Origin of the sequence: Agrococcus sediminis (assembly GCF_007923295.1) — a bacterium.
In the GTDB taxonomy this organism is placed as follows: Bacteria; Actinomycetota; Actinomycetes; order Actinomycetales; family Microbacteriaceae; genus Agrococcus; species Agrococcus sediminis.
This window is the reverse complement of record NZ_VOIR01000015.1, coordinates 1-14,079: the sequence shown is the minus strand read 5'-3', so window position 1 is coordinate 14,079 and position 14,079 is coordinate 1. Positions and strand designations below refer to the sequence as shown.

The window sequence follows — 14,079 nt, the reverse complement described above, 5'->3', positions numbered from 1 at the left end:
CGGCTGGTGGGAGGGCACCGCGACCATCCCGCAAGGCGCCGCACCGGGCGCCTGGCACCTCTCCGTCGGTCAACTGCGCGACCTGCGCGGCAACTACGGACCACCCGGAGTAGAGGCCGGCTTCGACAACACCGTCAACGTCGTCAATGGAGTCGTCCCTGCCCCCCCGACGCCGCCGACAGAAGTCCTGGCTCGAGGGGGAAATGCATCGGCAGAGGTCAGTTGGACTGCTCCGACTTCCGACGGCGGAGCGGCGATCTCCTCCTACGTCGTCACCGCCAGCCCGGGCGGTCACACCGCGACCGTCACCGGCACTGAGACGACCGCCACGGTCACCGGCCTCACGAACGGCACCGCCTACACGTTCACCGTGGTCGCGGTCAATGCCGCCGGCAGCTCACCAGCCTCGGCCGCCTCCGCCGCCGTCACCCCCCGCACCGTCGCCAGCGCTCCCACCGCTGTCGCGGCGACACCCGGCAACACCTCCGCAGCCGTCACCTGGGCGGTTCCGTCGTCGAACGGCGGCTCGCCGATCTCCTCCTACGTCGTCACCGCGAGCCCAGGCGGTCGCACCGCGACCGTCGACGGCAGCGTGACCTCCGCCACGGTCACCGGCCTGACGAACGGCACCGCCTACACGTTCACCGTCGTCGCGGTCAACGCCGCCGGCACCTCACCCGCCTCGACCGCCTCCGCCGCTGTCACCCCCCGCACCGTCGCCAGCGCCCCCAGCGCGGTCACCGCCACCCCCGGAGCATCCTCTGCTGAGGTCCGATGGTCCGCCCCGGCATCGAACGGCGGCTCGACGATCTCCTCCTACGTCGTCACCGCGAGCCCAGGCGGTCGCACCGCGACCGTCCCCGGCAGCGTGACCTCCGCCACGGTCACCGGCCTGACCAACGGCACCGGCTACACATTCACGGTCATCGCGGTCAACGCCGCCGGCAACTCCCCTGCGTCGGCCCCGTCGTCCGCGGTTACGCCCCGCACCGTCGCCGGCGCGCCGAGCGCAGTCAGCGCCACCCCTGGCAACGGCTCCGCCGCGGTCGCTTGGGCCGCCCCGGCCTCCAACGGCGGAGCCGCGATCTCCTCCTACATCGTCACCGCAAGTCCCGGCGGCCGCACAGCCACGGTCGCCGGCACCTCGACGACCGCGACCGTCTCCGGCCTCACCAACGGCACGTCCTACCGCTTCACGGTCGTCGCGGTGAACGCCGCCGGCAGCTCTCCCGCCTCGGCCGCTTCCGCCGCTGTCACCCCCCGCACTGTCGCCAGCGCTCCCACGGCTGTCGCGGCGACACCCGGCGACACGTCCGTTGCAGTCACCTGGGCGGTTCCGTCGTCGAATGGCGGCGCGTCGATCTCCTCCTACGTCGTCACCGCGAGCCCGGGTGGCCGCACCGCGACCGTCTCCGGCAGCACGACCTCCGCCACGGTCACCGGTCTGACGAACGGCACCGGCTACACGTTCACCGTCGTCGCGGTGAACGCCGCCGGTACCTCACCCGCCTCGACGGCGTCGGCCGCCGTCACTCCACGCACCGTTCCCAGCGCCCCCAGCTCGGTCACCGCCACCCCCGGAGTCTCGTCTGCTGAGGTCCGATGGTCCGCCCCGTCATCGAACGGCGGCTCGCTGATCACTTCCTACGTCGTCACCGCGAGCCCGAGTGGTCGCACCGCGACCGTCCCCGGCAGCGCCACGACCGCCACGGTCACCGGTCTGGCGAACGGCACCGGCTACACGTTCACGGTCGTCGCGGTCAACGCCGCCGGTACCTCACCCGCCTCGACCGCGTCGGCCGCCGTCACGCCGTTCGACGCGCTGGTGCGCGTCGCCGGCTCTTCCCGATGGGAGACTGCCGCCGCGATCGCCGAGCGGTTCGCGCCCGGTGTCGAGACCGTCTACATCGCCTCGGGCACGAACTTCCCCGACGCGCTCGCAGGCGCAGCGCTCGCCTCGCAGCGCGACGCACCCGTGCTGCTCTCCCAGCGCGACACCCTCCCGACCGCCACCGCGCGAGCGCTCGAACGGCTGCAACCGCAGCGCATCGTGCTGCTCGGAGGCGAGCCCACCCTCTCCCGCGCGCTCGCAGCAGAGCTCGACGCCTACGGCAACGTCTCCCGCATCGCCGGCGCCGATCGCTACGCCACCGCCGCCGAGATCTCCCGCGCCTTCGGCACCGACGTCGGCACCGTCTACATCGCCTCGGGCCTGAACTTCCCCGACGCGCTCGCCGGCGCCTCCCTCGCCGGCGCCACCAGCTCGCCAGTGCTGCTGACGAACCCGACCAGCCTTCCCAGCAGCGTCAGCCAGGCGCTCGGCAGGCTGAACCCGGACAGGATCGTCGTCCTCGGCGGCACCCCATCCGTCAGCGCCTCCGTCATGAGCTCGCTCCACGCCTACGCCCCCACGACCCGCATCGCAGGCAGCAACCGCTACCAGACCGCCAGCCTGATCGCTGCCCAGTTCCCCGAAGCCGACCGCGTCTACGTCGCCTCCGGCGCGAAGTTCCCCGACGCGCTCGCCGGCGCCGCACTCGCCGGCGCCCAGGGCGCACCCGTCCTCCTCAGCCAGCAGGCCACACTCCCCGGTGCAACCCAGCAAGCCATCGAGCGACTCCAACCCGACCAGGTCATCGTCCTCGGCGACCACAACTCCATCAACGACGCAGTCGCACAACAACTGCGCGCACTCGTGCAGTAGCGCCGCTGGGCGGAGATGACGATGCTTTCTCCGCTCCGACGGCCAGCCCACGTCCAAGTGCGCGCGGCATGATGGCCCGCATGAGCGCGACCACCCTGCCCGACGCTCCGAGCTTCGACGCCCCCGCGGTCGTCGACGCGATCGCCGCGTGGATGCCCACGACCCGCTGGTACCCGTCGAAGGGCCAGCAGCTCGACGTCTCCCTCGAGCAGCGCTACGACCTCCCCGAGGCCGACGCCGCGATCCTGCTGCTGCGCGCGGGCGAGACGCTGCTGCAGGTGCCGGTCGCCTGGCGCGACGAGCCGGGCGCCTCACCGATCGCGCAGCTCACCGGCCGCTGGCTCGTCGACGCTTGCGCCGACCGCCGGGCGGTGCAGGCGATCCTCGACGTGGCAGCCGGAGCGCGCGAGGTCGACGGCCTCGCGGGCGACGCGACCTCCGCGCCCGCGCCGGCCGGCGGCATCCGCGTCATCGCCGGCGAGCAGTCGAACACCTCCATCATCGGCGGCGCCGGCACCTGGATCGCGAAGGTGTTCCGCGTCGTCTCCCCCGGCGACAACCCCGACGTGGTGGTCACCGGCGCGCTCACCCGCGCCGGCTGCCGGCGAGTGCCGCACCTGCTCGCGTCGCTCGCGGGCACCTGGCCGGCCGGCGACGCGTTCGTCACCGGCCACCTGCTGGCCGTCTCGCAGTTCGTCGCGGGCGCCGACGACGCATGGGAGCTGTTCCGCCAGCACGCCCTCGCGACGCTGCGCGGCGAGCAGCGCGACCTGCCCGACGCGCGGGCGCTCGGCGCCGCGGTGGCGACGGTGCACCACGACCTGGCGGATGCGCTCGGCACGGCAGCGGCGACGGAGTCCGACACCCTGCGGTTCGTCACGGGCCTCGAGCAGCGGCTCGCGTGGGCGCGCGAGCAGGCCGCCGAAGCGCTCGCCGGACTCGACGAGGGCCTGGACGCGGCGGCGGCGCGGCTGCGCGAGATCACCTCGATCGGCGAGCTGCAGCAGATCCACGGCGACCTGCACCTCGGGCAGGTGCTGCGCGGCGCCGACGGCGGCTGGCTGCTGCTCGACTTCGAGGGCGAGCCGCTGCGCCCGATGCACGAGCGCTCGGTGCGCGAGCCGACGCTGCGCGACGTCGTAGGCATGCTGCGCTCGTTCGACTACGCCGCGGGCTCGGCGCTGCAGGAGCTGCCGGACGCCGACTGCGCGTCGGCGGGCGACTGGGTCTTCCAGCGGCAGTCGGAGTTCCTGGCCGGCTACGCGGAGGAGGCGGGCCCGGTCGATCCCGACGACCCGGTGCTGCGCGCCCTCCTGCTCGACAAGGCCCTCTACGAGGTCGTCTACGAGGTGCGCAACCGCCCCACGTGGCTGCCGGTCCCGCTGGAGGCCGTGCGCGCGCTGGTCACTCCTCCCCCGCTGGTCACTCCTCCCCCGATGGTCGAGTAGCTTCCGGACGAAGTCCGGGCGCGTATCGAGACCATGACCAGCCGCACGAAGGCAGTCGCCCTCACCGCGATCGCCGCCCTCGCCCTCCTGCTGGCCATCGCCCTCTGGCCGCGCCCCACCGCATCCCCCGACCCGCAGACGAGCAGCATGCCCGACGCCTCCCTCCCGCCCGACGCCCCGGTCGCCGTCTTCATGGGCGACTCCTACACCGTCGGCACCGGCACGTCGCTCGACGGCAGCGGCTTCCCCGCGATCCTCGGCGAGCGCCGCGGCTGGCGCGTGGTCAACCTGGCGATCCCCGGCACCGGCTACGCGACCGGCCGCGCCGACGGCCTGTGCCCTCCGGCTGGCTGCACCGCCTATGTCGGGATGCTGGCGGATGCGGCGGCGCACGCTCCCGACGTCGTCATCGTGTCGGGCGGGCGCAATGACCTGGCGCGGGAGCACCTCGAGCCCGCGGTGGTCGCCTTCTACCGCGAGCTGCGGCAGCAGCTGCCGGACGCCCGCCTCGTGGTCACCTCGCCGCTCTGGGACGACTCCCCCACGCCGCAGTCGCTGGTGGAGCTGCGCCGCCTCGTGGAGCGCGAGGCGACGTCCGCTGGCGCCGAGTACCTCGACCTCGGCGACCTCTTCGCCGGCCGTCCCGACCTCATCGCGCCGGACGACCTCCATCCGGACGAGGAGGGCCTCGCGCTCATCGCGGCCCGCATCGACGAGCTGCTGGGGTGAGCCCTGCTGCTCCCGCCACCTCCCGCTTGGTCGAGGAGCGCGCCGGGCGCAGCTCGGCACGCGTCACGAGACCACCAAGAAGGGCCGCCCACCGGGCGGCCCTCCTCACACACTCACAGCATCACCGATTCCGGTAGCGCTCCACGATGTCCGCCGGGATGCGGCCGCGCGTCGCGACCTTCAGCCCCTGCGACTCCGCCCACTCGCGGATGTCTGCGGTCTCGCTGCTGCCGCCGCGACGGCTGGGCGACGCGTTCGACGTCTTGCGGCGGCCGGAGACGCGACGCGAGGCGCGGATGTAGCGCTCGAGGTCGTTCTCGAACTCCTCGATGTGCGCATTGTTGAGATCGATCTCGTACTCGGCTCCATCGAATGCGAAGCGCACGGTGCGGCCTGCGCCGTCGTCGATCGCGTCACCCGTGAAGTCATCGACGAGCTGGACCAAGGTCTTCTTTGCCATGCGCAAAAGGTAGCGCATTCAGCTCGCTGCACCTATTCCGAGCCTACGAAGAATAGGGGTACATGAGGAAAGGCTCAGTCGTCGAGAGCAGCGGCGAATTCCTTGAGCCAGGAGCGCAGGCCGGGGCCGATGTCCTCCCGCTCGGTCGCCATCTCGACATTCGCCTTGATGTAGTCGAGCCGGTCGCCCGTGTCATAGCGGCGGCCGCGGAAGATCACGCCGTGCACGCCGCCGTCGGAGTCGTCCTCGGCCATCGTCAGCAGCGCATCCGTCAGCTGGATCTCGCCGCCGCGGCCGGGCTGCGTCTGCTCGAGCACCGGGTAGATCTCGGGCTTCAGCACGTAGCGCCCGACGATCGCCAGATTCGAAGGCGCGGAGCCGCTCTCGGGCTTCTCGACGAGGCCGCGGACGCGCACGACGTCGTCTTCATCGGTCGCCTCGACGGTGGCGATCCCGTAGAGGTGCGCCTGCGACGGGTCGACCTCCATGAGCGCCACGACGCAGGTGTCGCGCACGTCATGCACCTCGAGCATGCGCTCGAGCAGGTGGTCGCGGCCGTCGATGATGTCATCGCCGAGCAGCACGGCGAACGAATTGTCGCCCACGTGAGCCTTCGATCGGAGGACAGCGTGCCCGAGCCCCTTCGGGTCTCCCTGCCGCACATAATGCACATTCGCCAGATCGGTCGACTCGGCGACGCGCGAGAGGCGATCCTCATCGCCCTTCTTCATGAGGATGCCCTCAAGTTCCGTCGCGCGATCGAAATGGTTCTCCAGCGCATTCTTGTTCCGCCCGGTCACGAACAGCACATCGGGCAATCCGGCACGCACCGCCTCTTCGACCACGTACTGGATGGCTGGCTTGTCGACGACCGGGAGCATCTCCTTCGGGAGCGCCTTGGTCGCCGGGAGGAATCGCGTGCCGAGGCCCGCAGCAGGAATCACGACCTTGGTGACGGAATGCGGCATGGGGTCAGGCTAGTGGGTGGAAGAATTGCCGTCATGTCTGAGGTCGGCGCGCGTGACGGGATGCATGAAGAGGGTCGAGCCCGTCGAGCCTCGCGCCTGGCGCACAACGTCGCGATGGCGAGCAGCACCGCGTCGCGCTCACTGCTGGAGGACCCGCTCACCTTCGGGGTGCAGATCGCACGACGCTTCCCTCGCGCTCGCAGCGCCCTGCTGTCGCTCGCTCGTGCTGCGGGAGGCCCGGAGCGCGAGCTCACCCGGACTTGGCTCTCGGGCGACCTCACCGCCACACGAGCGATGCTCGAGGAGCTCTCGACAAGAGGTTCGCTCGGCCGCCTGGCGGCCGAGATCGCGCACGCGTCGGGTCGTCCAGAGCTGATCGCCGACGATCCGGCAGTCCACCCGGTCGCCCGTGCGCGCGCCGCTTGGCAGCTGGGCGAGGCCTCGAAGGCGATCTCCCTCCTCGCCGACGGGGCCCCGCGGACACGCCTCCATCGCGTGCTGCGCGCCGAGCTGGCGCTCATGACGCCCGGGACGCGGCTACGTTGGGACGCGGGCGGCAGCGCCCCCATCGGCGAGCCGTGGTCGGGCGTCCTGCACCTCCTGACGAACTCCCTCCCCCACACGCAGTCCGGCTACACCGTCCGGTCGCACGCGGTGCTGATGGCGCAGCGCGAGGCGGGCCTCGCGCCGACCGCGATGACGCGCGTCGGCTACCCGGTGGTCGTGGGTGGGATCGGCGCCGCGGCGCTCGACGTGGTCGACGGCATCGAGTACTACCGCGCACTGCCCCGCCACCTCCCCGCGACCCCCGATGGACGGCTCGCGCAGCAGGCGGATGCGCTGCTGTCGTTGGCCGGGCGGGTGCAGCCGATCGCGCTGCAGACCACGACGCACTACCCGAACGCGATCGTCGTTCGCGAAGTCGCGAAGGCGCTCGACCTTCCCTGGGCGTACGAGGTGCGGGGCATGCTCGAGCAGACCTGGGTCGCGGGGCTCGGCAGCGAGGAGGCTCGGCAGCGCGCGTCTTCGAGCGAGCGCTTCCGCTTGACCCGCGAGCGGGAGGCCGAACTCGCTGACGCCGCAGACATCGTCTTCACGCTGTCGAGCAGCATGCGCGATGACTTGGCGCAGCGAGGAGTTCCTCGGGGACGCATCGAGCTCGTGCCGAATGCCATCGATGCTGCATTGCTCGACCGCTCCGCCCGGACGCCGCCGGACGCCCGCGCAGTGATCGGGCTTCCGCGCGACGGGTTCTGGGTCGGTTCGACGTCATCGCTCGTGGACTATGAGGGCTTCGACGTCCTGCTGGATGCCGTGCGCATGGCGCGCTCCGATGGGGTGGACGTGCGCGTGCTGCTGGTGGGCGAGGGCACCGCTCGACAGGCACTCGAGGCCCGGGCCACGGCAGCCGGCCTGACCGGCGTCGTCGTCTTCACCGGTCGCGTCGACCGGGGCGCCGCCGCGTTGTACCGCGACGCGCTGGACGTCGTCGTGGTTCCGCGGCTGGATCTCGAGGTGACACGCACTGTCTCGCCGCTGAAGCCGATCGAGGCTATGGCCAGCGGCCGGCCGCTGATCGTGAGCGCACTGGCGCCGCTCCTCGAGATCATCGGTCCGGTGCTCGCAAGGGCCGGCTCTGCAGTGCCCGCGGGCGATGCATCGGCCCTTGCCCACCAGATCACCACGCTCGCCTCAGATGGCGGTGTGAGGGCGAAGCTCGTCGAGCTGGGCCTCGAGCGCGCCAGAGGCAGGACTTGGGCTGCTGTTGGCTCGACATATCGAGAAGGGTTCGCGGTCATCGGGGCCAGAGCGGATGGCCGTGGTGACGTGCGCGCCTCGTAACGGGAGCCGTGGCGCCGTGTGCGAGGATTGACCGAACAGGAAGCGCCTCCAACGAATGCTCAGGAATCCGATGACCAGAACGCCGAAGCGCCCTGAGACTCGAGGCCTCCGATCTCAGTGGCGTCGCGCCTGGTCGACGCGCCAGGCCGGGGACGCGCTGCTGTCCGCGCCCATGCGGAGCGAGCTGCAGGACCGATACGGCAGCTTGAGCCATCTGCGACGAGTCGGCAGCCGCCCTCCACTCCGCGAGTACGCCACAGAGCTCTGGGATCGCCGGCACTTCATCTGGGCCGGCGCCCGAGGCGAGGCGCTGACGAAGTACTCCAACGAGCGTCTTGGCATGGGCTGGTTCATATTGCGCCCCATCCTGGACGCGGCGTTCTACTGGGTCATCTTCGGGTTGCTGCTGCGTCTTGGAGAGACAAGCTCGAACTACGTCGCGTTCATCCTCGTCGGCGTCTTCATGTTCCAGCTGACGAGCCATGCGATCACCGGCGGCGCGACGCTGATCCGCAGCTCGAAGCCCATGATCCGCGCGTTCGCGTTCCCCAGAGCTGCGCTGGCGGCCTCGCTCGTGCTGCGCGAGCTCTTCGTCGCCTTCCCCGCGATGGGTGTCATGTTCATCGCGCTCATGGCGATCCCTCCTCACGAGCTGCCGACCGCTTCATGGTCCTTCTTCCCCGTCCTGTTGGCTCTCCACACGGCGATGAACCTCGGCTTCGCGTTGTTGTTCGGCTGGCTCGGCTCGCTGCTGCCGGACCTCGCGCAGGCGATGAGCTTCGCAACGCGCTTCCTGATGTACGGGTCGGCGGTCATCTTCCCGATCGAGCGCTTCATCGAGCACCCGACTGCCCTGGCCATCATCGAGGCCAATCCGATCTATCTCGTGCTCGACATGTACAGGACGGCGCTGATCGACGGGGGCGCTCCTCCTGCATCCCAATGGCTCTCCTTGCTGCTGTGGACCGCTGGGCTGCTGACCGTTGGATTCGCGCTCTTCTGGCGCGACGAGGAGCGATATGGGCGCGAGTAACCCCGTCGACGCGTGGCATCTGAGCGACGACCCGAAGGTCACGATCGCGGCGGAGAACATCCGACTGCGCTATACCGTGCAACGGTCCGAGCGCCGATCGCCGCTTCGTCGAAGCTCGCGCTCGTCCGTCACGGGGCCCGTGCTCCGAGGAGTGTCCCTCGCCGCGAGAGAGGGCGAGATGGTTGGGCTTGTCGGGCTCAATGGATCGGGCAAGAGCTCTCTGCTGCGAGTGCTGGCAGGCCTCCAGCCGGCGACATCCGGCACCGTAGTCGCGTCGGCGCAGCCGCAGCTGCTCGGCGTCAGTGCCGCCCTGGTACCGGATCTCTCAGGTGAGGACAACATCTGGCTCGGAACGCTCGCGATGGGGATGTCGCCAGACGACGCGTACTTCGCCAAGGAGCGGATCGAGCAGCTCGCCGGGCTCGGCGACGCGATCCGGCAACCGATGCGCACCTACTCTTCAGGCATGGGCGCACGGCTGCGCTTCGCGATCTCGGTCGCAGCCGACCCGGAGATCCTCATGATCGACGAAGCCTTGGCGACAGGTGACGCTTCCTTCGGGGAGCGATCGAAGGAAGCGATGCACGACTTGATCACTCGGGCCGGAACAGTCTTCCTCGTCAGCCATGCGGCGAAGACGATCGAGGAGATGTGCACGAGGGCGCTGTGGCTGGATCGCGGGCTGCTCGTCGCTGACGGTCCGGCGGAAGAGGTCGCCGCCCTGTACCGCTACTACGCGCACAGTCTCGCCCAGAACAAGACTGACGCCGCTGCCGGGGCCATCGCCCGTGCGCAGGACTCCTTTCCCCCGATCGCCCTTGGAGCCGAGGAGCAGTGAGCGCGGCAGCGACGAAGGTGGCAGTCGTCTACGGCACGCGACCGGAGGCCATCAAGGTGGCACCGCTGATCGCCGCGCTCGAGGACGACGAGCGGTTCGATGCGACGGCAGTGGTGACGGGCCAGCACCGCGAGATGCTCGACCAGGTGAATTCGCTGTTCGAGATCGTTCCGCGCTACGACCTGGACCTCATGCGGCCGGGACAGTCGCTGAACAGCATCGTTGCGCGCGCGATCGACGGTGTCGATGACGTGATGCTCATCGAACGTCCGGACTTGGTGGTCGTGCAAGGCGACACCTCGACCGCCATGGCAGCGGGACTCGCTGCGTTCAATCGGGGCATCAAAGTGGTGCATCTGGAGGCCGGTCTGCGGACGGGCGACCTCGACTCACCGTTCCCGGAAGAGGCGAACAGGAGGCTGCTCTCGCAGGTCAGTCGCCTGCATCTAGCACCGACAGCTCATGCGGCAGAGAACCTCCTGCGGGAAGGCGTGGATCCCGATCGCGTCAGGGTCACCGGCAACACCGTGATCGACGCCCTCCTGACCGCTTCTCGATGGGTGCGCCCCTCGGATGACCCGGCGCTGGATGCACTGTTGACAGAGGGCCGGCCGATCATCCTCGCTACCGCCCACCGTCGCGAGAACCAGGGCGACGCCATGGCCGCCATCGGAAGCGCCCTTGCTGACATCGCGCTAGCCAGACCCGACGTGACCATACTGCTCCCCCTACACCGCAACCCAGTGGTGCGGGACGCCGTGATCCCGCGCGTCGAGCATCTCCAGAACGTCGCAGTGACCGCCCCCCTGTCGTACGCCGATTTCACCAAGGCGATGGCCGCAGCCAAGCTGGTGCTCACGGATTCAGGCGGAGTCCAGGAGGAAGCGCCGAGTCTGGGAAAGCCGGTGCTCGTCATGCGAGACAATACGGAGCGGCCCGAAGCGCTCGCCGCTGGCACGGTCCGTCTGGTGGGAGCGAATCGGGCTCGCATCGTGGCCGAGACGCTGAGGCTTCTCGACGACCCACGCGCATACGCAGAGATGGCGAACACCGCAAACCCGTACGGCGACGGACTTGCGAGTCGCAGAGCCGTGGCTGCCATGGCCGAGCTCGTCGGAACCGGCAAGCGAGAGGCCGACTTCGTGCCCGCCTGAGGGCTTCAGTATGCGGCGGCGCGTTCGGAGACCGAATCGAGCAGGTCGAGGTACTGCTCGGCGATGCGATCGAAGTCGACGTGTTCCGCGATCCATGCGCGTCCGCCACCGTCACGCTGTAGACGAGAGGGGTCACGGATGAGCTCGGTCCAGAGTCGCGCGAGCGACTCGTCGTCACCGGGCGACACCACGTCGCCTGAAGCGGTCTCGATGACCAAGTCGGCAGACTCGCCGGCGACCAGTGCGCTGATGTGGCGGCCCGCTGCCATCAGCTCGTAGAGCTTCGAGGGCACGGTCCAGCTGAAGGGCTCCCAGTCGCGAAGCGATACCACGCAGGTGTCCGCCCACAGGTAGTGATCGAACACGGCCGACGCCGGCACCTGTGGCATGAGCTCGACCGGGTGCCCGAGCTGCGCATTCAGGCGACGCAGACGCGGGATGTCCGCTCCGGAACCGACGATGCGGACGGAAGCGGGAAGGCCCGCCTCTCGCAACCGCGATGCGGCGCGAAGCAGCACATCGAGGCCCTGACTTCGACCAATCGTGCCGATGTAGAGCACGCGGAGCTCCGGATGATCCGACTCTCTGGGAGGTAGCGCTTCGTACTGCCGCAGCAGCGTGCCATTCCGGATGACGGTGACACGCTCGATGCCTCGAAGGCGCAGTACCTCCGCGAACCCGCTCGTCGTCGTGACGACATGCGCGGCTGTCTGCTGCAGGCTCGTGACCTTCTCGTGGACGAGGTGCTTGAACCGTCCGATGAACCCCTGACCACGCACGAGTCCCGGCGTGTAGGACACCAGGTCCGGCCAGGCGTCGCGCATCTCGGCAACCAGCGGCGCCCGCAGCAGCCGCGCGACGCTATGACCGGCCAGGAGCGTCGGTAGCCCTGGCGCGGTTGCGATGACCACGTCAGGCCGAAATCCCCTGATCAATCGAAGAGCGAAGGCCGCTCGCATCGATGCGAACGCGACCCAGAGATGGTCGAGCGTGCGCGTTGCGATGTGCCCGTTGTGCCAGAGGTAGGAGACGCGGTAGATATTGGCGCCGTACTCGGTGGCCCGGTAGCGGTACTTGCCCGCCGTCTTGCGGTGCCTCGCGGCCATCCGTCCTGTCGGGTGGTGCGGAGGGGGGCAGATGACGTGCACCTCGTGTCCCGCTTGCACGAAGCGCTGCAGCAGAGCGTGCCAGCGGCGTTGCGGCGCGCCGTCCTCCGGCTCGAAGTAGTGAGAGAGCAGCAGGATGCGCATCAGAGCGACGGTCTTTCGGCGGTTGACATGTTCGGCGTTGCCAGATCGTAGTTGCGGGGTACCGCCCTACGGTATCGGGGCCTGCGACGCCACACGTCTTCGTGACGCGACATCTATATGCTCGTCAAGTGAGCAAGCTCCTCGTCACCGGCGGCGCCGGGTTCATCGGCTCGAACTTCGTCCACTACGCGGTCGCGAACACCGATCACGACGTGGTGGTGCTGGACAAGCTGACCTACGCGGGCGACCGCGAGACGCTCGCGGGCCTGCCGGAGGACCGGGTGCGGCTCGTGGTGGGCGACATCGCCGACCCGGAGGTCGTCGACGCGCTGGTCGCCGACGCCGACGCGGTCGTGCACTACGCGGCCGAGTCGCACAACGACAACTCGCTGTCGGACCCGTCGCCGTTCGTGCACACGAACCTCATCGGCACGTTCACGCTGCTCGAGGCGGCGCGCAAGCACGGCACGCGCTTCCACCACATCTCGACCGACGAGGTCTACGGCGACCTCGAGCTCGACGACCCGGCGAAGTTCACGCCCGAGACGCCCTACAACCCGTCGAGCCCGTACTCGTCGACGAAGGCGGGCTCCGACCTGCTGGTGCGCGCGTGGGTGCGCTCGTTCGGGCTCGAGGCGACGATCTCGAACTGCTCGAACAACTACGGTCCGCGCCAGCACGTGGAGAAGTTCATCCCGCGGCAGATCACGAACGTGATCGACGGGGTGCGGCCGCGCCTGTACGGGGCGGGCGAGAATGTGCGCGACTGGATCCACGCCGACGACCACTCCTCGGCGGTGCTGCGCATCCTCGAGTCGGGCCGGATCGGCGAGACGTACCTGATCGGCGCCGACGGCGAGCGCTCGAACCTCGAGGTCGTGCAGGCGATCCTGCGGCTGATGGGGCAGGAGCCGGATGCGTTCGACCACGTGAAGGACCGCCCGGGCCACGACATGCGGTACGCGATCGACGCGACGAAGCTGCGCGAGGAGCTCGGCTGGGCGCCGGCGTTCACCGACTTCGAGGCGGGGCTCGCGTCGACGATCGACTGGTACCGCGCGAACGAGCCGTGGTGGCGCAAGCAGAAGGCTGAGGCCGAGGCGAAGTACGCCCAGGCCGGGCACTGAGACCGAGGGCGACTGATGCAGACGGGCAAGCAGCTCGCGGTGCGCGAGACCCCGATCCCGGGGTTCCTCGTGATCGACCTGCCGGTGCACGGCGACAACCGCGGCTGGTTCAAGGAGAACTGGCAGCGCGAGAAGCAGCTGGCGCTCGGGCTGCCGGACTTCGGCCCGGTGCAGAACAACATCTCCTTCAACGCCACCGCGGGCGTGACCCGCGGCATCCACGCCGAGCCGTGGGACAAGTACATCTCGGTCGCCGCCGGCCGCGTGTTCGGCGCGTGGGTCGACCTGCGCGAGGGCCCGTCGTTCGGTGCGACGTTCACGATCGAGATCGACCCGTCGATCGCGGTGTTCGTGCCGCGCGGCGTCGGCAACTCGTTCCAGGCGCTCGAGGAGGACACCGCCTACTCGTACCTCGTGAACGACCACTGGTCGGCCGAGGCGCAGAGCGAGTACACGTTCCTCAACCTCGCCGACCCGACCGCCGCGATCGCCTGGCCGATCCCGCTCGAGCAGGCCGAGCTGAGCG

The 14,079-nt window shown here is 69.8% G+C and carries 12 protein-coding genes; 9 read left to right on the top strand and 3 right to left on the bottom strand.

Annotation, left to right across the window (positions count from 1 at the left end; genetic code table 11):
* From FQ330_RS13645 to FQ330_RS09310, 3 genes are all read left to right on the top strand, one after another.
* Positions 1-2,704, top strand: a 2,704-nt coding sequence (locus FQ330_RS13645; RefSeq protein WP_192575903.1) for a fibronectin type III domain-containing protein, incomplete at its 5' end; no start/stop codon positions are given.
* Between the two features lie 80 nt (positions 2,705-2,784).
* Positions 2,785-4,152 carry a maltokinase N-terminal cap-like domain-containing protein gene (locus FQ330_RS09315; protein ID WP_146357022.1) on the top strand — a complete coding sequence of 456 codons (1,368 nt, stop codon included), beginning with the start codon at positions 2,785-2,787 and terminating at the stop codon, positions 4,150-4,152.
* Between the two features lie 33 nt (positions 4,153-4,185).
* On the top strand, positions 4,186-4,881 hold the full coding sequence (locus tag FQ330_RS09310; protein WP_146357020.1) for an SGNH/GDSL hydrolase family protein: 696 nt from the start codon (positions 4,186-4,188) through the stop codon (positions 4,879-4,881).
* Between the two features lie 121 nt (positions 4,882-5,002).
* Here FQ330_RS09310 and FQ330_RS09305 read toward each other — a convergent pair whose 3' ends face one another.
* Together FQ330_RS09305 and galU are read right to left on the bottom strand one after the other, a co-directional pair.
* Positions 5,003-5,341: a histone-like nucleoid-structuring protein Lsr2 gene (locus FQ330_RS09305; RefSeq protein ID WP_146357018.1), complete on the bottom strand. Its 339-nt coding sequence runs from the start codon at positions 5,339-5,341 to the stop codon at positions 5,003-5,005.
* Positions 5,342-5,415: 74 nt separating this feature from the next.
* Positions 5,416-6,309: a UTP--glucose-1-phosphate uridylyltransferase GalU gene (galU, locus tag FQ330_RS09300; RefSeq protein ID WP_146357016.1), complete on the bottom strand. Its 894-nt coding sequence runs from the start codon at positions 6,307-6,309 to the stop codon at positions 5,416-5,418.
* 33 nt (positions 6,310-6,342) lie between these two features.
* Here galU and FQ330_RS09295 point away from each other — a divergent pair, with 33 nt between their 5' ends.
* The 4 genes from FQ330_RS09295 to wecB all read left to right on the top strand — a co-directional run bounded on the left by FQ330_RS09295 (position 6,343) and on the right by wecB (position 11,176).
* Positions 6,343-8,151, top strand: a complete 1,809-nt coding sequence (locus FQ330_RS09295) for a glycosyltransferase (RefSeq protein WP_192575902.1) — start codon at positions 6,343-6,345, stop codon at positions 8,149-8,151.
* A 70-nt stretch (positions 8,152-8,221) separates the two neighbouring features.
* Positions 8,222-9,184, top strand: a complete 963-nt coding sequence (locus tag FQ330_RS09290) for an ABC transporter permease (RefSeq protein ID WP_192575901.1) — start codon at positions 8,222-8,224, stop codon at positions 9,182-9,184.
* Positions 9,171-10,022: an ABC transporter ATP-binding protein gene (locus FQ330_RS09285; RefSeq protein WP_146357010.1), complete on the top strand. Its 852-nt coding sequence runs from the start codon at positions 9,171-9,173 to the stop codon at positions 10,020-10,022. The genes FQ330_RS09290 and FQ330_RS09285 overlap by 14 nt, the downstream gene beginning before the upstream one ends.
* Before the next feature lie 17 nt (positions 10,023-10,039).
* A complete protein-coding gene (gene wecB / locus FQ330_RS09280) occupies positions 10,040-11,176 on the top strand; it encodes a non-hydrolyzing UDP-N-acetylglucosamine 2-epimerase (RefSeq protein ID WP_263970126.1) in 1,137 nt (378 codons plus the stop codon).
* Positions 11,177-11,181: 5 nt separating this feature from the next.
* Here the strand turns inward: wecB and FQ330_RS09275 are convergent, their stop codons facing one another.
* The gene (locus tag FQ330_RS09275; protein WP_146357006.1) at positions 11,182-12,426 is read right to left on the bottom strand and encodes a glycosyltransferase family 4 protein; all 1,245 of its coding nucleotides are present in this window, start codon (positions 12,424-12,426) and stop codon (positions 11,182-11,184) included.
* A gap of 128 nt (positions 12,427-12,554) precedes the next feature.
* Between FQ330_RS09275 and rfbB the strand changes: the two genes are divergently transcribed.
* Both rfbB and FQ330_RS09265 read left to right on the top strand, forming a co-directional pair.
* On the top strand, positions 12,555-13,553 hold the full coding sequence (gene rfbB, locus FQ330_RS09270; protein WP_146357004.1) for a dTDP-glucose 4,6-dehydratase: 999 nt from the start codon (positions 12,555-12,557) through the stop codon (positions 13,551-13,553).
* A gap of 15 nt (positions 13,554-13,568) precedes the next feature.
* Positions 13,569-14,079 (top strand): dTDP-4-dehydrorhamnose 3,5-epimerase family protein (locus tag FQ330_RS09265; RefSeq protein WP_146357001.1); only part of this gene is annotated, 511 nt, incomplete at its 3' end.